Genomic DNA, 16,757 nt, shown 5'->3' with positions numbered 1-16,757 from the left:
CTGTCAGGCAAGCCTGGTGACGGGCCGCAGCGCTGGCCCTGGGGGTCAGGCCAGTCCGTGTTTGCTGAAGGGCAGCACTGTCACATAGTCGCCACGTGCGGCTGCGATCGCATTGGCCACGGCTGGTCCGATCGGCGGCGTACCGGGCTCGCCAATGCCGGTCGGCGCTTCTTCAGACGGGATGATATGGACCTCGATGACCGGCATGTCGGACATGCGCAGCGGCAGGTAGGTGTCGAAATTCGACTGATCCACCTCGCCGTTCGTGAGCGTGATTTCATTGCGCAGCACGGCGCCAAGCCCATAGCCGACGGCACCCTCAACCTGAGCCCGGATATTGTCGGGATTGATGGGGATGCCGCAGTCGACGGCGCAGACAACCTTTTCCACCTTCACCGTGCCGTCCTCGCGGAAGGAGATTTCCGCGACTTCCGCCACATGGCTGTTGAACGATGTGTGGACTGCAACGCCGCGGTAGCGGCCCTCTGGAAGCGGAGTACCCCAGCCCGCCTTCTCTGCGGCCAGCCGCAGGACTGCGAGTTTGCGCGGATCATCCTTGATCAGGCTTTCGCGGAAGGCCACCGGATCGGCGCCAGTCTCCCGGGCGATGCGGTCAATCATGGTCTCCATAACATAGGCCGTGTGAGTGTGCCCGACCGACCGCCACCACAGCACCGGCACCGGCGTCGAGGTCATATGCGCTTCGAGCTGGAAACCGGGAATGCCATAGGTCGTGCCATGCACGCCTTCCACCATGGTATCATCGATGCCGTTCTTGACCGCAAAGGCCTCGAACCCCGTGCCCTTCATGATGGACTTGCCCGCGATTCGATGCTGCCAGCCGGTGATCCGGCCTGCCTCGTCCAGCCCAACCTTTACCTTGTGAGCAACCATGGGCCGATAATAGCCGCCGCGAATGTCGTCCTCTCGCGTCCAGACAATCTTGAGCGGCTGGGGCGCATGGCCTGCCTCATGGCGTGCCTTGGCAATTAATGCTGCTTCGGCAAAATAGTGGCTGTCCGGCTGGGCGCGCCGGCCGAAGGAGCCGCCGGCCCAGAGCGTATTGATCGCCACCTTGTCCGGGGTCAGGCCCAGGATGCCTGCGCTGATGACCTGATCGGTCGTCTGAAACTGCGAGCCGGTCCAGAAAGTGGCGCTGCTGCCGTCGTAAAGCACCGTGATATCCAGCGGCTCCATCGGTGCATGCGCCAGGAAGGGGAACATGTAATCCGCTTCAATGACGCGTGCCGCTCCGGCCAGCAGTGGCTCTGCATCGGCGCTGCCTTCCGCGGCAGTTCCGGGCTTGCCGGTCAGTTCGGCCAGTTCGGCTTCCATTTCAGCAGTCGAGCGTATCTCGGCGGCGCTGTCGTCCCATGTGACGGAGAGGGCATCACGCCCCTGCATGGCCTGCCATGTGCCGTTAGCCAGGACGGCGACACCGCTTGGCACGGTGATCACATCCACCACGCCTGCAATGGCCCGCGCCGCACTGTCATCGACGCTGGCAACCTTGCTCCCGAAGCGCGGAGGGCGGGCGAGAACGGCAGTCAGCATGTTGCCGAAACGCTGGTCCATGCCATAGACGCCGGCGGCTCCGGTGGACTTGCTCGCAGTGTCGACCCGCTTGAAGGACTTGCCGATATAGACCCATTCCTCCGGGGTCTTCAGCCGTGGTTCGGCCGGAACGGCCTCTGCCGCAGCAAGTCCTGCCATCTCGCCGAAAGTGGCCGACTTGCCGGAAGGATGAGAGATCCGGCCTGCGCTGACGGCGATCTCAGAGGCGGGGACCGACCAGGCCTTTGCTGCCGCCTGAACCAGCATGCTGCGTGCGGCAGCACCGGCCGTGCGGTACTGCATGAATGAATTGGCAATGGCCGTGGAGCCACCCGTGCCTTGTGCGCCGAAGAACAGGTTCTTGTAGAGCGCGGCGTCGGCCGGGGCGAATTCCGCCCGCACCTGGGCCCAGCCGGCGTCCATCTCGTCCGCAACCAGTGTTGCGAGACCCGTGGCCACACCCTGTCCCTTGTCCAGATGCTTGGACAGGACAACGACAGTGTTGTCCGGCAGCACATGCACAAAAGGCTGGATCATGCCTTCAGGCGCGGCAGCTTCCGCAGTGCTTGCGCTGCCGGGCAGATGCAGGCCTATCAGCAGCCCGCCTGCCGTCCCGGCGGAAAGCTTGAGGAAGCCGCGCCGGCTGGGCGCCGCTGTTGTGAGGGGAGAGAAAATCCTGTTCAGCATTCTTTCAGCCCTCCAGCTTGACTGCAGCCGCATGAATGGCTGTCTTGATTCGGGCATAGGTGGCACACCGGCAGACGTTGCCATCCATGGTCGCCTCGATATCGGCGTCGGTGGGTTTCGGCGTCTCTGTCAGCAGGGCTGTCGCAGCCATGATCTGTCCGGACTGGCAATAGCCGCACTGCGGCACGTCAAGCTCCGCCCAGGCGGCCTGAATGGCCTTTGCCGCCGGGCTTTCAAGCCCTTCGATCGTGGTGATGCTGGTTCCTTCCGCATCACTCAGATAGGTCTGGCAGGAGCGGACCGGCGTGCCGTCCAGATGCACCGTGCAGGCGCCGCACTGGGCGATGCCGCAGCCGAACTTGGTGCCGGTGAGGCCGAGGGTGTCACGAAGGACCCAGAGCAGGGGCGTATCCGGGTCGGCGTCGATCACCTGTTCCTTGCCGTTGAGTGTCAGGGTAACTGGCATGAAGGGCTCCCGTGGCTAGCTTGTGTTGGCTAGGGGTAAACTACACGGTGCAGTTTACGTCAGGAGTCGGTGTTATGTAAACTCCCGAGTTTACATGGGCGCGGGTTTCTGGAAAGAAAGAGGCATGACCGAGGAAAAAGAGCTTTCGCTCAGCGAGCAGAAGCGCAAGCAGATCATCGAAGCCGCCGTGGCGGAGTTTCAGGAGCGCGGATTTGCCGGGGCCAGCATGGACCGCATCTCCGGCCGCGCAGGTGTTTCCAAGCGCACGGTCTACAATCACTTCGACAGCAAGGAAGCGCTGTTCCGCGCCATCACGGATTGCCTCGTTTCCTGGATGACAGCTGCCCTCAACGTGACGTTCCGCCCGGATCTGCCGGTTGCCGGGCAGCTCGAAGCCCTTGGCTGGGCCGAGGGCGAGCTTCTGGTCAATCCCTGCTTCCTGCGGATGGCGCGCATGATCTTCGGTGAGGCGTTTCGTGACCCGGCTTTGTCTGCCGAAGTTGCCGCACGCATGGACAAGTTCCGTGTTTTCGAGAGCTTCATGCAGGATGCTTTCGCAGCAGGGGCCCTTCAAAGGGGGACGCCGGAAGTGGCAGCTGCCCAGTTCCTGGGGCTGCTGAAATCGCGCGGTTTCTATCCCTACTTCTTTTCGGGCAACGCGGTGGGCCGGGAGGAGATGGGAACGATCATTTCCGAAACCGTGGAGTTGCTGCTGCGGGCCTACGGCCCTGTTTCCGGACTTCGCGCCTGAAGGATATCTGAAAGGCGGGCTGGCCCGGGCAGAGTAAAAAAAGGCCCGGACGGTCTCCCGTCCGGGCCTTTTCTGTTGGAATCACCGTGCCTTACTGCGGGCGGGCGACCAGTTCGTGGCTGATCTGGCCGAGCCAGGTTTCGGTCAGCACATCGTCACCGCGCTTCAGGAAGGCGCGGGCTTCGATCGGGTCGTGATCTTCCACCTTGGCATCGAAGATCAGGCGCCAGCGGTCCGTGCCGACGACCGGCAGGACGTAAGGATTGATCGCCTGGCCGCGCGAAAGTTCCACCACCGCCGTCACGCCATCCTGCTGGCCGAGACCCTTGAGGGCAGGGCCTTCGAAGTCGATGGACAGCTTGATCTGGTCAGCCGGGCGCGGCTGGCCGGGGACGCCGCCCTGACCGGCGCGGGTTGCCACGGTGCGGGCGCCAACGCCGGGCAGCGGATGGGCGTCCTTCCAGTGCATCCGGTAGGAGAAGCTGCGCTCCTCACCGGCAGCCGGCAGGTTCCGGGGGATGAAATAGGCGACGATGTTGTCATAGATCTCGTCGTCGGTCGGGATCTCGATCAGCTGCACCGCGCCTTCGCCGAAGGGCGTCAGCGGCTCCAGCCAGACCGATGGGCGCTTTTCATAGAATACGCCGTCATCTTCGTAGTTCTCGAAGCTGCGGTCACGCTGGGCAAGGCCAAAGCCCTTCAGGTTGGAGGCCTGGAAGGTGGAGGTGCGCACGCTCTTCGGGTTGTTCAGCGGGCGCCAGACCTGCTCGCCGTTCTCCATGACGATGGCAAGGCCGTCGGTGTCATGCACTTCCGGGCGCCAGTCGAGGCCCATGGAGCGGTTGGTTTCCGAGTACCAGAACATGCTGGTCAATGGGGCGATGCCGAGGCGTTCCACCGGCTTGCGGAAGAACAGGCGGCTTTCCACGTCAATGGTCTGGCCTGCGCCATCCTTGTTGCGCATGGTCATCTTGTAGGCGCCCGCAACGCTGGGGCTGTCCATCAGCGCGTAAAGCACCATCGTCTCGCCTTCGGCTTCGCCCGGCGCCAGCCAGAAGGACGTGAAGCGCGGGAACTCTTCCGGTTCCGACATGCCGGAGTTGATCGCAAGGCCGCGGGCCGACTGGCCATACTGATGCGACTGGCCATCTGTGCGGAAATAGGAAGCACCGAGGAAGGAGATCCAGTCCGTCTTCAGGTCCGGACGCATGATGCGGAAGCCGGCAAACCCGATGTCCGCCGGCAGCTTGCGGGCCGGGCTGTCATTGGGGCTGTCGAAATAGCCCGCATCATAGAGGATCTCGCGGCTGACGCCGCTTTCCACCTGATAGATCTTCACCGGGTTCTTGAAATACCGGCCGAGATGGAAGAACTGCACCGGTGCATCCGGGCTGATCGAAACCGTCTCCTCCGGGTCGAACCGGATCTTCCAGTGGGCGTCGAAATCGATCTTTTCGAGCGTGTCGGCAGAGCGGGTCTTGGGCTCTGCATAGGGTTTGGCAGCCAGAGCCTTGGCCTGGCCAATGACGGTGTCGAAGCTGAAGGGCGATGCGGGACCGCGCCGGGCGGACAGGTCGCCGGCAAGCGCTGATCCGGCGGAGGCCGCAGTCAGTCCGAGAAGAAGCAGACAGGAAGCGAAGAAACGCATGAGTCATCCCTGATGGAAAAACCGCCAGCTGGGAACAGGCCCGGCAATTCTGCCCATTTCAGGGCGGCGGCGGAAAATACATCTGCAGCGATATACCTGCAAGCGGCGTATTTGCTTGGCTTGCGGCCTTTTGGGGCGTGAGGCGCCTGGCGCAGAAAAAGGCTTTGCAGTCCGCTTTGCCGCAACTAGAGTGCGCGCGGTTTTCCAAGGCATCCGGCGGCGCAGCCGGGATGCCTTACACGCCAAACGTGACGTCAAAAAAGAACAGCGAACGGACATATCTCCATGGCCCATGGCGACATCAAGAAGGTCGTGCTTGCCTATTCCGGCGGCCTCGACACCTCCATCATCCTGAAGTGGCTCCAGACCGAACTGGGCGCCGAAGTGGTGACCTTCACCGCTGACCTCGGCCAGGGCGAGGAGCTGGAGCCGGCCCGCAAGAAGGCCGAGATGCTGGGCATCAAGGAAATCTTCATCGAAGACGTGCGTGAGGAATTCGTCCGCGATTTCGTCTTCCCGATGTTCCGCGCCAATGCCGTCTACGAAGGCGTCTATCTGCTGGGCACTTCCATCGCCCGCCCGCTGATCTCCAAGCACCTCATCGAAATTGCGAAGAAGACCGGCGCCGACGCCATCGCCCACGGCGCCACCGGCAAGGGCAACGATCAGGTCCGTTTCGAGCTGTCCGCCTATGCGCTGAACCCGGACATCAAGATCATCGCTCCCTGGCGCGACTGGACCTTCAAGAGCCGTACCGACCTCCTGGACTTCGCCGAGAAGCACCAGATCCCGGTTGCCAAGGACAAGAAGGGCGAGGCTCCGTTCTCCGTCGACGCCAACCTGCTGCACTCCTCCTCCGAGGGCAAGGTGCTGGAAGATCCGGCGGTCGAGGCTCCCGAATATGTGCATATGCGCACCATTTCCCCGGAGACGGCCCCCGACACCCCGACGGTCATCAAGATCGGCTTCGAGCGTGGTGACGCGGTTTCCATCAACGGCGAGCGCCTGTCCCCGGCAACCCTGCTCGCGAAGCTGAACGACTACGGCCGCGACAACGGCATCGGGCGTCTGGACCTCGTCGAGAACCGCTTCGTTGGCATGAAGAGCCGCGGTGTCTACGAGACGCCGGGTGGCACCATCCTGCTCACCGCGCACCGTGCGATGGAATCCATCACGCTGGACCGCGGCGCTGCGCACCTGAAGGACGAGATCATGCCGCGCTATGCGGAGCTGATCTACTACGGCTTCTGGTTCTCGCCCGAGCGTGAAATGCTGCAGGCCCTGATCGACAAGAGCCAGGAGCATGTGGAAGGCGAAGTGACGCTGAAGCTCTACAAGGGTAACGTCATGGTCATTGGCCGCGAGAGCCCGAAGTCGCTCTATTCCGACAAGCTGGTCACCTTCGAGGACGACCAGGGCGCCTACGACCAGAAGGACGCTGCCGGCTTCATCAAGCTCAACGCCCTGCGCCTGCGCACCCTCGCCAAGCGCAACCAGAGCCGCTGAGTCATTTCAGGGCTGGTAAGTTCAGACCGGGGCGCCGCGCAATCGGCGCCCCGATTGTCTTGGGTGCTGGCTTTAGGGCGAGGCCCCTGCAGCCAGCACCAGCAGGCGCCGTTATCACTGGACCATGCCGCTGGTGAAACGCTTGCACAGGCTGACCGCCGCCTGCCCACGGCACATGCGTTCATAGCGAATTTCTGAAATGCCCGGCCGCCCGCCTTTCCGGCCCGAGGCGCTGGGCGGAAAGGCGGAGCAGAAGGCGAGCGGCATGGCACCCGGGGCGAGGGTGCGGGCGCTGTTGCCTGCTGCGTCTGCGGGCAGGTGCTGCATGGCTCGCGGCACTCGTGCAGGCGGGGATCCTGCCAGAATGCCTGACTGTGTCCGGCTATGTGCCGGGCGTAGACCATGTGCGGATAGGGAGCCTCCCTCCAGACTGGCGTTGATTGTGCCGGTTGGCGTTCCGGCTTGTTGCCTGGATTTTGTTCTTCCTATGTTCCTATTGATTCCAGAAGACTCTGGCCCCGTCAAGCGAAGCTTGGGGCATGTACTCACTTTTTGTTCTAATTCTGCTCGAGCCCGCAGCGTTCCCGGCGAGATTGGCTCACCGGGTGGACGAACACCTGTCAATGAGCAAGGCTCATCGAGAGGCGGCCTTACTGCGAACGGCGGTAGACGGAGATGTTGCGGCTGGTGACGGCGCCAGGCAGCAGCACGGTCTGGGTGACCGTCAGGGTGCGGCCATCTTCCGAGAGTTCGCGCTCGGCTTTCATCAGAGTGACGCCGTCGCGTTTGGCTTCGGAAACGAGATTGCGCTCGGTCGCAAAGCCGAGGCGCATGGAATCGACCAGCCCGCTCTTGCCAAGGCGGATCGGCGGGCCGTCCGGCATGGCGGTGAAGCTGTCGTTGGTGACTTCGCCATTGGCCGACACGGTGTTCATCGTGAAGGTCAATACGCCGAAATCGTCTTCGATGCGCAAGGTGGCCGAGCGCGGCGGCTCGCCCTGCTCGAAGTCGCTTTCCTCCACATCGAGGATCCAGGTGCCGAGAAACGGTTTTTCCTTGGCCATGTTGCTGTGCCTTTCGACTGGAGTGTGCGTCCGGATGGGCGGCAATGCATAAGGCCGCCGCCTGCGCATGGCAAGCGGCGGCCTTATGATGGGGTATTCGGATCAGGCGCTGAGCGCGTTCAGCTCGGCCACGATGGCATCGCCCATGGCGGAGGTGCCGATGACGGTGGTGCCTTCCGAGGCGATGTCGCGGGTGCGCAGGCCCTTGTCCAGTGCGTTGGCGATGGCCTTGTCCAGCATGTCTGCTTCCGCAACCTTCTCGAAGGAGTAGCGCAGGGCCATGGCGAAGGAGGCGATCATCGCGATCGGATTGGCAGCGCCTGTGCCGGCGATGTCCGGGGCCGAACCGTGCACCGGCTCATACAGCGCCTTGCGCTTGCCGGTTGTTGCATCAGGTGCGCCCAGCGAGGCGGACGGGAGCATGCCGAGCGAGCCGGTCAGCATGGCGGCCACGTCGGACAGCATGTCGCCGAACAGGTTGTCGGTGACGATCACGTCGAACTGCTTCGGCCAGCGGACGAGCTGCATGCCGCCTGCGTCTGCCAGCATGTGCTCCAGCTGCACGTCTTCATAGCCGTTCTTGTGGGTCGCGGTGACCACTTCGTTCCAGAGCACGCCCGATTTCATGACGTTGCGCTTTTCCATCGAGGTGACCTTGCCCTTGCGGGTGCGGGCCAGCTCGAAGGCCGCCTTGGCGATGCGTTCGATCTCGTAGGTGTCATAGACCTGCGTGTCGATGGCGCGCTTCTGGCCGTTGCCAAGGTCGGTGATGGTCTTTGGCTCGCCGAAGTAGACGCCGCCCGTCAGCTCGCGCAGGATCAGGATGTCGAGGCCCTCGATCACTTCACGCTTCAGAGAGGAGGCGCCGGCCAGCGCCGGATAGCAGATGGCCGGACGCAGGTTGGCGAAAAGCTGCATGTCCTTGCGCAGGCGCAGAAGGCCGGCTTCCGGACGCACCTCGTAAGGCACCTTGTCCCACTTCGGGCCGCCGACGGCGCCGAAGATCACGGCATCGGCGGCCATGGCCTTGGCCATGTCGCCTTCGGAAATGGACTGGCCATGCGCGTCATAGGCGCAGCCGCCGACGAGGCCTTCCTCGGTCTCGAACGTATCTGTGCCGCGTGCGTTGAACCACGCGATGATCTTCTTCACCTCGGGCATGATTTCCGGGCCGATGCCGTCGCCGGGCAGAAGAAGAAGCTTGTGAGTTGCCATGGGTGTCCATCCCGTTTTTAAAAATTGCTCTAGTCCTTGGGTTAGCGGCTCGGAGCCGCCTTTTCAAGGCAGAGGCTTGCGCGAAGAGTTCAAGCAAGGCTGGGCATTTGATCAAGTGAGAGACGGGGTTTGTGCATCAGTGTGCGGTCAATACGGACGGGTCCATGTTGCCGCCGCACAGAAGGATTCCGATGCGCTCGCCCCGCTGGGGCACATAGGCACCACACAGCAGCGCTGCGAAAGCTGCCGCGCCGCCGGGTTCTGCCACCAGCTGCAGCCCTTGCCAGAGCCGCTGCTGTGCGGCCATCACCTCTGCATCGCTGACGGTGATGATCCGCTCGACGCAGCGCGCACAAATGGCATAGGTGAGATCCCCCACGCGCCGCGCGCCGAGGCTGTCCGCTGCACTGCCGGAGACCGGCACTTCAACCGGCTCCCCAGCCTCAAGTGCGGCCTTCATGCTCTGACAGCCCTCTGTCTCCACCCCGATGATGCGCGTCTTGCCGGCAAACCATGTGGCCACGCCCGCGATCAGGCCGCCTCCGCCGACTGCAATCAGCAGTGTGTCGAGACCTTTGGTCTGCCCTTCCCATTCCAGTGCTGCCGTGCCCTGTCCGATGATGGTCTCAGGATTGGCGTAGGAGTGAATGTCCAGCGCCCCTGTTCTGGTTTCATAGACGCCACAGGCTTCCCGCGCTTCGGCATAGGTGGGGCCCGCAATTTCCAGGCTTGCGCCGTAGCTGCGGATCTTGGCCTTTTTGAACGGGGTGGCCAGCTCGGGGACGAAAATCCGGGCGTGAATGCCGAGACTGCGGGCGGCATAGGCCACCGCTGCGCCATGGTTCCCCCCTGATGCGGCCGTCACTCCGGCGGCTGGAATTTCCCTGCTCAAGAGTGTGTTGAAGGCGCCGCGGGCTTTGAAGGAGCCGCTGTACTGCAGGGATTCTAGCTTCAGGGAAACGCCCGACGGAAGGTCGAGATCTCCGGATCTGAGCTGAAGGGTGGGCGTGACGCGAATATGGGGCGTAATTCGATCATAGGCAGCCTCAATGGCTGCAGCAGTCACGAGCATGATGGGCCCCAGTGTTCCATTATCTTCCGCCACCATAAAAAACTCTTTGGCCGCCTGCCAGAGGAGAATGAAAGCATGATCCTTAAGGATGATGCCCGACGCTTTTTCGAGGCATTCTGAAGGCGCAGCTTGAGCTGTGAGTGCTCAAAACCTGCTGGAAACTCAGGCAGCGAGCGCCTTTTCCACCAGCCGCACGAAATAGGAGCTTCCGGACGGGATCAGGCCGTCATCGAAGTTGTAGCGCGGGTGATGCAGGCTGGCGCTGTCGCCATTGCCTGCGAAAATATAGGCTCCCGGCCGCTCCAGCAGCATGTAGGAGAAGTCCTCGCCGCCCATCATCGGCTCTGTCTCGCGCTGCACCCGCTCAGGTCCGGCGATTTCCTCCGCCACGCTGACGGCAAAATCCGTCTGCTCGTCGTGGTTGGAGGTGACCGGATAGCCGCGGCGGAACTCGATCTCTGCCGTTGCGCCATAGGCCGTGCACAGGGCGTTGACGATCTCGTTCAGGCGCTTTTCCGCCAGATCGCGGGTGGCATCGGTCAGGCTGCGGATGGTGCCGCGCAGGGTTGCCGTCTCGGGAATGACGTTGAAGGCAGTGCCCGCCTCAAAGATCGTGACGGAGACGACCACCGAATCGAGCGGATTGACGGCACGGCTGGCGATGGTTTGCAGGGCGCTGACGATCTGCGTGCCCACGATGATCGGATCGACCGTCTCGTGGGGCTTGGCCGCATGGCCGCCGCGCCCGGTGATGGTAATGCGGAACTCATCCGTCGCGGCCATGATCGGCCCCTTGCGGATGGCGAACTCGCCCACCGGCAGGCCGGGCAGATTGTGCAGGCTGTAAACCTCATCGATGGCCCAGCGGGTCATCAGACCGTCGTCGATCATCGCCTTGGCGCCTGCGCCGCCCTCTTCGGCGGGCTGGAAGATGACAACCGCCGTTCCGTTGAAGTTGCGGGTTTCGGCGAGGTATTTCGCAGCACCCAGCAGCATGGACGTGTGCCCGTCATGGCCGCAGGCATGCATCTTGCCGGGCGTCTTCGAGGCATAGGGCAGGCCGGTCATTTCCTCGATCGGCAGGGCGTCCATGTCGGCGCGCAGGCCAATGACCCTGCCAGCTCCGCCGTTCTTGCCCCGGATCACGCCGACGACGCCGGTCTGGCCAATGCCGGTCACCACTTCGTCCAGCCCGAAGCTGCGCAGCAGCTCTGCCACCTTGGCGGCGGTGCGGACCGTCTCGTACATGATCTCCGGGTTCTCATGGAAATCACGGCGCCAGCTGGCGATTTCATCGGCAAGATCGGCAATACGGTTGACGACCGGCATGGAAGGCTCCTCGGGGGACTTGTTACTGCCGGATCTGGCCGGCTCAGCATATTGTCTTGCCAGAGTGGTCTGGCGGAAAGGGATCTCTATAGGAAGGCTTGCCTGCAAAAAGCGCAAGCTGCTTTATGCGGCGTTGCAGCAGAAGCCTGTCGAAGGCGCCGCTGAATCAGGTTCCTGATGCGGGCCGGAAGCGGTAGACGCTGGTCTTCTTCACTTCCGAATCCTCAAGACTGCGGATCACCGGCACAGTGTAGGTGGCCAGATGCTCCAGCCTGTCCTTCGGCAGGTAGGAGCGGCCCGGATCGCCGACGAGAATCAGGGTGCGCGCATCATCGAGCTGATCGAGCCAGGCAATCAGCTTGCGCGACATGGGCAGCTCGTAGAACACATCGCCGCAGATCATCAGGTCCGTCTGTGGCGGCGGGGTGCCGGTGATGTCGCCCAGTTCCGTGGACAGGGGAACACCGTTGAGCGCCGCATTGAGGCGGATGGCCTCGATGGCGAAACGGTCGATTTCCACGGCCGTCACCGATGCGGCCCCTGCCATCATCGCGGCAATGCCGACAATGCCGGAGCCTGCGGCAAAATCCGTCACCGTCTTGCCCCGTACCAGATCCGGATTGTCGAGCAGATAGCGCGCCAGCGCCTGCCCGCCTGCCCAGGCAAAGGCCCAGAAGGGCGGTGGCAGGCCGATTTCACCCAGTTCATCCTCGGTCTTCTGCCACAGGTCCATGGCTTCGCTGGCGAGGTGGAGCCGGATTTCGCTGGCATGCGGGACGGCGAGCACTTCCGTGTTCGTCTCGATGAAGTGCTTCGGGTCTGCAATGCCGGTCAATCCGGTCTCCTGAACTATTGGGAAAGGGTATCAGACGTTTGGATCGAGCCCGCCCATCTCGCACACCACTTTCCACTCTTCCTCCGTTACCGGCTGCACCGAAAGGCGCATGGAGGTGACAAGGGCCATCTGGGCAAGGCGCGGCTCGGCCTTGACGGCGGCCAGGGTGACGGGCTTCGGCACATCGCAGACGGCGCGGAAATGCACGCAGTCCCAGCGCGGATCATCCGTCGTGCTGTCCTGCGCGATGCCGCTGCACACTTCCGCCACGCCGACAATCTCCTTGCCGATGTTGGAGTGGTAGAAGAAGGCCCGGTCGCCCAGCGACATGGCGCGCATGTTGTTGCGGGCCAGATAATTGCGTACGCCCGTCCATTCCTCGCCCGCAGCGCCCTTGGCTTTCTGCTGCTCCCAGGACCAGACGTCCGGCTCGGACTTGATCAGCCAGTATTTCACGGTCACTGCGCCTCCGGGTTCTTGATCACCCAGTTCCACGGACGGATCTCGACGGAGGCAAAAAGTCCGGCGCGGGCATAGGGATCCTCCTGAGAAACCGCAAGGGCTTCGTCCCGGTTCTCTGCTTCGATGATGACGAGGCTGCCGGTCATGTTGCCGGCATCATCGAGAAAGGGACCTGCCGCTTTCAGGCGGCTGCCCATGGCCTTGAGAAATTCCACATGTGCCGGGCGGTTGTCGAGGCGCGTTTGCAGGGCGCCGGGCTTGTCGGTGCAGATCAGGGCATAAAGCATGGAAGAACCTCCTGTTTGGGCCGCAGGTTAGAACATTTGACGGTAGAGTGAAGCGGCAAAATTGCTGCCACTCACGCAATTCATGCGCCGTCCTTTCAGGCTCCCGCCTCCCGGCGCAGCGGGCGGCTCATCAGCCGGTTCAGTGCTTCGTCAATGGTCAGCCGTGCGGCGATCACATCGGACACCACCTTGCAGACAGGCAGGTCGACCCCGTGACGCTCGCCCAGTTCCACGGCGATTTCAGCGGAAAATACGCCTTCTGCCAGCTTCTCGCCCGAGTTCAGCAGGTCTTCTGCCGTGCGGCCTTCGCCCAGCTTGTGGCCGAAGCTGAAGTTGCGGGACTGGGTGGAGGAGCAGCTGAGCACCAGATCGCCAAGGCCGGAGAGGCCGGTCAGCGTCTCCGGCCTTGCGCCCATGGCAAGGCCCAGACGCGTCAGCTCGGCAAAGCCACGGGCGGTGAGGGCGGCCTGCGCCGAAGCACCGAGCTTGCGCCCTGCCACTGCACCGCAGGCGATGGCCAGAACGTTCTTCAGCGCCCCGCCTACCTGCGTGCCGATGAGGTCACTCGAGGCGTAGGGCCGGAAGCTGGCAGAGGCGAGGGCCTGCGCCAGCGCATCGGCCATTGCGCCGTCACGGGCGGCAACCGTAACGGCTGTCGGCAGGCCGCGTGCCACATCGGCGGCAAAGCTCGGGCCGGACAGCACAGAGGGATGGGCCTGCGGCAGCACCTCGGCCAGCGTGTCGGTGAGAAGGTTGCCGGTGCCCTTCTCGATGCCCTTGGAGCAGAGCACCACGGGCGTGCCGGGGCGCAGGAGCCCTGCCAGAGGCGTCAGCACGGCGCGGGTGGTCTGGGCAGGCGTTACCAGCAGGATGGCGTCTGCGTTCGCTGCATCCGCGATGTCGCAGGTTGCAGTCAGCGGCTCATCGAAGGTGACGCCCGGCAGATAGGCGCGGTTGGTCTGGCGGCTGCGGATTTCGGCCACAAGTGCGGGATCGCGCGCCCACAGCGTCACGGAGCGGCCTGCGCGTGCGGCGGACAGCGCCAGCGCCGTGCCCCATGCGCCGCCGCCCAGAACGGCAATGGTCTCGATCCCGGCCATGGTCTATCTCCCTTGCAGGCGCTGCCGCAGCAGGCCGATCTGTGCGCCGAAACCCTCATAGAACACGGCAGGGTCCACCTCGGTGAACAGGTCCTGCCAGAACAGGCGGAAGCGGATCGGATCGCCGCCGCCGCTCGGCGTCATTTCGTAGTGTTCCCACTCGTCCTTGAGAATCACCGGCAGCGTGGCGTGAAAATGGCGGCGCTTGTGCAGGTCGCGCCCCCGGCCATTGTCGAACACGTGGTCCTGGTCAGCGAGGTGATCAAGGGCGCCATCCAGCGTCAGCCCCGTTTCCTCGAAGAATTCGCGCCTTGCGCCGATGAGGTGGCTCTCGCCCGGATCCAGCGTGCCGCCGGGCACCTGAAGGCCGATTTCCGGCTGATCCGGCTGGGCAAAAACCAGCAGCTTGTGCCCGCAGGTGAGGTAGACATAGGCCTTGTGGCGCACTTGCATGGCAGCATCCATCCTTCGAAACCGCCCCTGCCTAGCAAGTCCGGCTAGCGAAGGGAACCGGGTTTTGAAGGCGCACTTCATCTTCCATGGGTGCTGGTGACCTGCGTTGGTGAGGACAGGGCGCCCTTAAACCTTCGCACCCTTTTTCCCTGCGCCCAGCAGTCCGGCGGAGGTCTCGTCCAGGGGCCAGCGGGGGCGCGGGGAAAAGGACATGCCGTCGAGGGCAGCGCCCGTGCGGCGGGCCTCCATCATGTGCTCGATCCCGGCCCAGGCGATCATGGCGGCATTGTCCGTGCACAGCCGGGCAGGGGGAGCGATGAAGCGGGCTCCGGCTTCATCGGCGGCTGATGTCAGGGCACGGCGGATTTCGCCATTGGCGGCAACGCCGCCTGCCACGACGATCACCGGCTCAACACCGGCAAAACGCTCGCGGAACAGGGCAAGGGCCGCGCGGGTGCGGATGGCCAGCACATCGGCAACCGCCCTCTGGAACCCGGCACACAGGTCACAGACAGTCTGCTCGTCCACCGGCTGCAGCTTCTGCGCCGTGGTGCGCAGCGCCGTCTTCAGTCCGGCAAAGGACATGTCGAGGCCGGGCCGGTCCATCAGCGGGCGGGGCAGGGCAAAGCGGCCGGCATCGCCGCGCTGGGCCATGCGCTCCACCGCCGGGCCGCCCGGATAAGGCAGTCCGAGCAGCTTGGCGGTTTTGTCGAAGGCCTCGCCGATGGCATCATCGATGGTGCTGCCCAGCCGCTCATAGGCACCGATGCCGGTGACCAGCAGGAACTGGGTGTGCCCGCCGGAAACCAGCAGCAGCAGATAGGGGAAGTCCAGATTGTCGGTAAGGCGCGCCGTCAGCGCGTGGCCTTCCAGATGATTGACGGCAATGAGCGGTTTTCCCGCCGCCATTGCGATGGACTTGGCCGTCATCAGCCCGACGATGACCCCGCCGATGAGGCCGGGGCCTGCGGTGGCGGCCACCGCGTCAATGTCATCGAAGCTGACGCTTGCTTCCGCCATGGCTTCGGCCACGATCCGGTCCAGCACGGCGATATGGGCACGGGCAGCGATTTCCGGCACCACGCCGCCGAATTCCGTATGCTCGTCGATCTGCGAGCGGATGACGTTGGAGAGGATTTCCGGCGTCTGCGGCCCGCGCACCACGGAGGCGGCGGTTTCGTCGCAGCTGGTTTCGATGCCAAGAACTGTCAGCATGGGGTCCTGCCCGCCGTCGCGGCTGCCGTGGTTTCACGGGTCTGCCGGTGTCTCAAAAGGTGCTCCGGTGCCCCAATCCGGCCCGCCCCGTATAATCCGGGATTGTGCCGCCTTGGACAATGGCGCTAGAGAACCTATTGTCATCATGAATTCAATGGTCAGCCCCTAGCACCCGGATCCTTCGTCTTGCAATCGAAACCTTTGCGCATCGGAACGCGTGGCAGTGCCCTCGCACTCGCCCAGGCCCATGAAACCCGTGACCGGCTCGCCGCCGCCCATGGCCTCAAGGAGGACGACTTCGAGATTGTCGTGATCAAGACCTCGGGCGACCAGATCCAGGACCGGCCGCTCTCGGAAGCGGGCGGCAAGGGCCTGTTCACCAAGGAAATCGAGGAGGCCTTGATCGAGCGGCGCATCGATCTGGCCGTGCATTCCTCCAAGGACATGCCGACTGTTCTGCCGCAGGGGCTGGCTTTGACGGCCTTTCTGCCGCGCGAGGATGTGCGCGATGCCTTCATCTCGCCCAAGGCAAAGCATCTCATGGATCTGCCGCAGGGCGCGGTGGTGGGCTCGTCCTCCCTGCGCCGTCAGGCGATGATCAAGCGCCTGCGCCCGGATATCGAGGTGGTGATGTACCGGGGCAACGTGCAGACGCGGCTGAAGCGCCTGGAAGAGGGGCAGGTGGATGCCACGCTTCTGGCCCATGCCGGCCTGCGCCGCCTTGGCCTTGCGCATATCATTACCAGCCTGCTCGACACGGAAGACTTCCTCCCTGCCGTTGGGCAGGGCGCCATCGGTATCGAAAGCCGTATCGATGACGAAGCGACGCTGAAGCTGCTTGCACCCATTCATGACCGTGACACGGAAATCCGGCTCACTGCCGAGCGCGCTTTCCTGGCGGTGCTGGATGGCTCCTGCCGCACGCCGATTGGCGGGCTGGCGGAAGTTGACGGGAACCGTCTGCGCTTCCGGGGCATTATCCTGCGCCCGGATGGAAGCGAGCACCATGCCGTCACCCGCGAGGGCGGACTTGATGATGCCTTCGAGCTTGGCTGCGAGGCGGGTCAGATCCTGCAGTCTCTCGGTGGTCCTGCCTTCTTCCGGTACTGAGGT

Annotated in this window: 17 protein-coding genes; 3 read left to right on the top strand and 14 right to left on the bottom strand. The window is 63.6% G+C overall.

Going from position 1 to position 16,757, the window contains the following annotated elements; genetic code table 11:
- Positions 1–45: 45 nt before the first annotated feature.
- Both V6L75_RS13695 and V6L75_RS13690 read right to left on the bottom strand, forming a co-directional pair.
- Positions 46–2,241 carry a xanthine dehydrogenase family protein molybdopterin-binding subunit gene (locus tag V6L75_RS13695; RefSeq protein ID WP_334252053.1) on the bottom strand — a complete coding sequence of 732 codons (2,196 nt, stop codon included), beginning with the start codon at positions 2,239–2,241 and terminating at the stop codon, positions 46–48.
- A gap of 4 nt (positions 2,242–2,245) precedes the next feature.
- Positions 2,246–2,707 (bottom strand): (2Fe-2S)-binding protein, encoded by a 462-nt coding sequence (locus V6L75_RS13690; protein WP_334252052.1) that lies wholly within the window; start codon positions 2,705–2,707, stop codon positions 2,246–2,248.
- 124 nt (positions 2,708–2,831) lie between these two features.
- Between V6L75_RS13690 and V6L75_RS13685 the strand changes: the two genes are divergently transcribed.
- Positions 2,832–3,458, top strand: a complete 627-nt coding sequence (locus V6L75_RS13685; protein ID WP_334252051.1) for a TetR/AcrR family transcriptional regulator — start codon at positions 2,832–2,834, stop codon at positions 3,456–3,458.
- Positions 3,459–3,549: 91 nt separating this feature from the next.
- On the opposite strand, the gene V6L75_RS13680 is transcribed toward V6L75_RS13685, so the two are convergent.
- Positions 3,550–5,106 (bottom strand): OpgD/OpgG family glucan biosynthesis protein, encoded by a 1,557-nt coding sequence (locus tag V6L75_RS13680; protein ID WP_334252050.1) that lies wholly within the window; start codon positions 5,104–5,106, stop codon positions 3,550–3,552.
- 285 nt (positions 5,107–5,391) lie between these two features.
- Here V6L75_RS13680 and V6L75_RS13675 point away from each other — a divergent pair, with 285 nt between their 5' ends.
- Positions 5,392–6,612: an argininosuccinate synthase gene (locus V6L75_RS13675; RefSeq protein WP_334252049.1), complete on the top strand. Its 1,221-nt coding sequence runs from the start codon at positions 5,392–5,394 to the stop codon at positions 6,610–6,612.
- 114 nt (positions 6,613–6,726) lie between these two features.
- On the opposite strand, the gene V6L75_RS13670 is transcribed toward V6L75_RS13675, so the two are convergent.
- The 11 genes from V6L75_RS13670 to tsaD all read right to left on the bottom strand — a co-directional run bounded on the left by V6L75_RS13670 (position 6,727) and on the right by tsaD (position 15,644).
- The gene (locus tag V6L75_RS13670) at positions 6,727–6,939 is read right to left on the bottom strand and encodes a hypothetical protein (protein ID WP_334252048.1); all 213 of its coding nucleotides are present in this window, start codon (positions 6,937–6,939) and stop codon (positions 6,727–6,729) included.
- A gap of 323 nt (positions 6,940–7,262) precedes the next feature.
- Complete coding sequence (locus V6L75_RS13665; protein WP_334252047.1) at positions 7,263–7,676, bottom strand: hypothetical protein; 414 nt, start codon at positions 7,674–7,676, stop codon at positions 7,263–7,265.
- A 102-nt stretch (positions 7,677–7,778) separates the two neighbouring features.
- Positions 7,779–8,891 carry a 3-isopropylmalate dehydrogenase gene (leuB, locus tag V6L75_RS13660; RefSeq protein ID WP_334252046.1) on the bottom strand — a complete coding sequence of 371 codons (1,113 nt, stop codon included), beginning with the start codon at positions 8,889–8,891 and terminating at the stop codon, positions 7,779–7,781.
- Positions 8,892–9,027: 136 nt separating this feature from the next.
- A complete protein-coding gene (locus V6L75_RS13655; RefSeq protein WP_334252045.1) occupies positions 9,028–9,963 on the bottom strand; it encodes a threonine/serine dehydratase in 936 nt (311 codons plus the stop codon).
- A 162-nt stretch (positions 9,964–10,125) separates the two neighbouring features.
- Positions 10,126–11,292: a M20 aminoacylase family protein gene (locus V6L75_RS13650; protein WP_334252044.1), complete on the bottom strand. Its 1,167-nt coding sequence runs from the start codon at positions 11,290–11,292 to the stop codon at positions 10,126–10,128.
- A gap of 166 nt (positions 11,293–11,458) precedes the next feature.
- A complete protein-coding gene (locus V6L75_RS13645; protein ID WP_334252043.1) occupies positions 11,459–12,127 on the bottom strand; it encodes a class I SAM-dependent methyltransferase in 669 nt (222 codons plus the stop codon).
- A 30-nt stretch (positions 12,128–12,157) separates the two neighbouring features.
- A complete protein-coding gene (locus V6L75_RS13640; protein WP_334252160.1) occupies positions 12,158–12,583 on the bottom strand; it encodes an EVE domain-containing protein in 426 nt (141 codons plus the stop codon).
- 2 nt (positions 12,584–12,585) lie between these two features.
- Entirely contained in the window at positions 12,586–12,876 is a 291-nt protein-coding gene (locus tag V6L75_RS13635) for a YciI family protein (RefSeq protein ID WP_019965987.1), read from the bottom strand.
- Between the two features lie 95 nt (positions 12,877–12,971).
- Positions 12,972–13,976: an NAD(P)H-dependent glycerol-3-phosphate dehydrogenase gene (locus V6L75_RS13630; RefSeq protein ID WP_334252042.1), complete on the bottom strand. Its 1,005-nt coding sequence runs from the start codon at positions 13,974–13,976 to the stop codon at positions 12,972–12,974.
- 3 nt (positions 13,977–13,979) lie between these two features.
- The gene (locus tag V6L75_RS13625) at positions 13,980–14,429 is read right to left on the bottom strand and encodes an NUDIX hydrolase (RefSeq protein ID WP_334252041.1); all 450 of its coding nucleotides are present in this window, start codon (positions 14,427–14,429) and stop codon (positions 13,980–13,982) included.
- A 126-nt stretch (positions 14,430–14,555) separates the two neighbouring features.
- Positions 14,556–15,644, bottom strand: a complete 1,089-nt coding sequence (gene tsaD, locus V6L75_RS13620) for a tRNA (adenosine(37)-N6)-threonylcarbamoyltransferase complex transferase subunit TsaD (RefSeq protein ID WP_334252040.1) — start codon at positions 15,642–15,644, stop codon at positions 14,556–14,558.
- A gap of 186 nt (positions 15,645–15,830) precedes the next feature.
- On the opposite strand from tsaD, the gene hemC reads away from it, so the two are divergent.
- A complete protein-coding gene (gene hemC / locus V6L75_RS13615; RefSeq protein ID WP_050473949.1) occupies positions 15,831–16,754 on the top strand; it encodes a hydroxymethylbilane synthase in 924 nt (307 codons plus the stop codon).
- The last annotated feature ends 3 nt before the right edge of the window (positions 16,755–16,757 follow it).

The sequence above is a fragment of the Pannonibacter anstelovis genome (assembly GCF_036881715.1).
In the GTDB taxonomy this organism is placed as follows: Bacteria; Pseudomonadota; Alphaproteobacteria; order Rhizobiales; family Stappiaceae; genus Pannonibacter; species Pannonibacter anstelovis.
The sequence above is the reverse complement of the archived record's forward strand: the minus strand, read 5'-3'. Positions and strand labels throughout refer to the sequence as shown.

Bases quoted from the DNA above. Each gene is read 5' to 3' on its own strand.
- V6L75_RS13695 (WP_334252053.1), bottom strand. From the start codon at position 2,241: ATGCTGAACAGGATTTTCTCTCCCCTCACAACAGCGGCGCCCAGCCGG.
- V6L75_RS13690 (WP_334252052.1), bottom strand. From the start codon at position 2,707: ATGCCAGTTACCCTGACACTCAACGGCAAGGAACAGGTGATCGACGCC.
- V6L75_RS13685 (WP_334252051.1), top strand. From the start codon at position 2,832: ATGACCGAGGAAAAAGAGCTTTCGCTCAGCGAGCAGAAGCGCAAGCAG.
- V6L75_RS13680 (WP_334252050.1), bottom strand. From the start codon at position 5,106: ATGCGTTTCTTCGCTTCCTGTCTGCTTCTTCTCGGACTGACTGCGGCC.
- V6L75_RS13675 (WP_334252049.1), top strand. From the start codon at position 5,392: ATGGCCCATGGCGACATCAAGAAGGTCGTGCTTGCCTATTCCGGCGGC.
- V6L75_RS13670 (WP_334252048.1), bottom strand. From the start codon at position 6,939: ATGCAGCACCTGCCCGCAGACGCAGCAGGCAACAGCGCCCGCACCCTC.
- V6L75_RS13665 (WP_334252047.1), bottom strand. From the start codon at position 7,676: ATGGCCAAGGAAAAACCGTTTCTCGGCACCTGGATCCTCGATGTGGAG.
- leuB (WP_334252046.1), bottom strand. From the start codon at position 8,891: ATGGCAACTCACAAGCTTCTTCTTCTGCCCGGCGACGGCATCGGCCCG.
- V6L75_RS13655 (WP_334252045.1), bottom strand. From the start codon at position 9,963: ATGCTCGTGACTGCTGCAGCCATTGAGGCTGCCTATGATCGAATTACG.
- V6L75_RS13650 (WP_334252044.1), bottom strand. From the start codon at position 11,292: ATGCCGGTCGTCAACCGTATTGCCGATCTTGCCGATGAAATCGCCAGC.
- V6L75_RS13635 (WP_019965987.1), bottom strand. From the start codon at position 12,876: ATGCTTTATGCCCTGATCTGCACCGACAAGCCCGGCGCCCTGCAAACG.
- V6L75_RS13630 (WP_334252042.1), bottom strand. From the start codon at position 13,976: ATGGCCGGGATCGAGACCATTGCCGTTCTGGGCGGCGGCGCATGGGGC.
- V6L75_RS13625 (WP_334252041.1), bottom strand. From the start codon at position 14,429: ATGCAAGTGCGCCACAAGGCCTATGTCTACCTCACCTGCGGGCACAAG.
- tsaD (WP_334252040.1), bottom strand. From the start codon at position 15,644: ATGCTGACAGTTCTTGGCATCGAAACCAGCTGCGACGAAACCGCCGCC.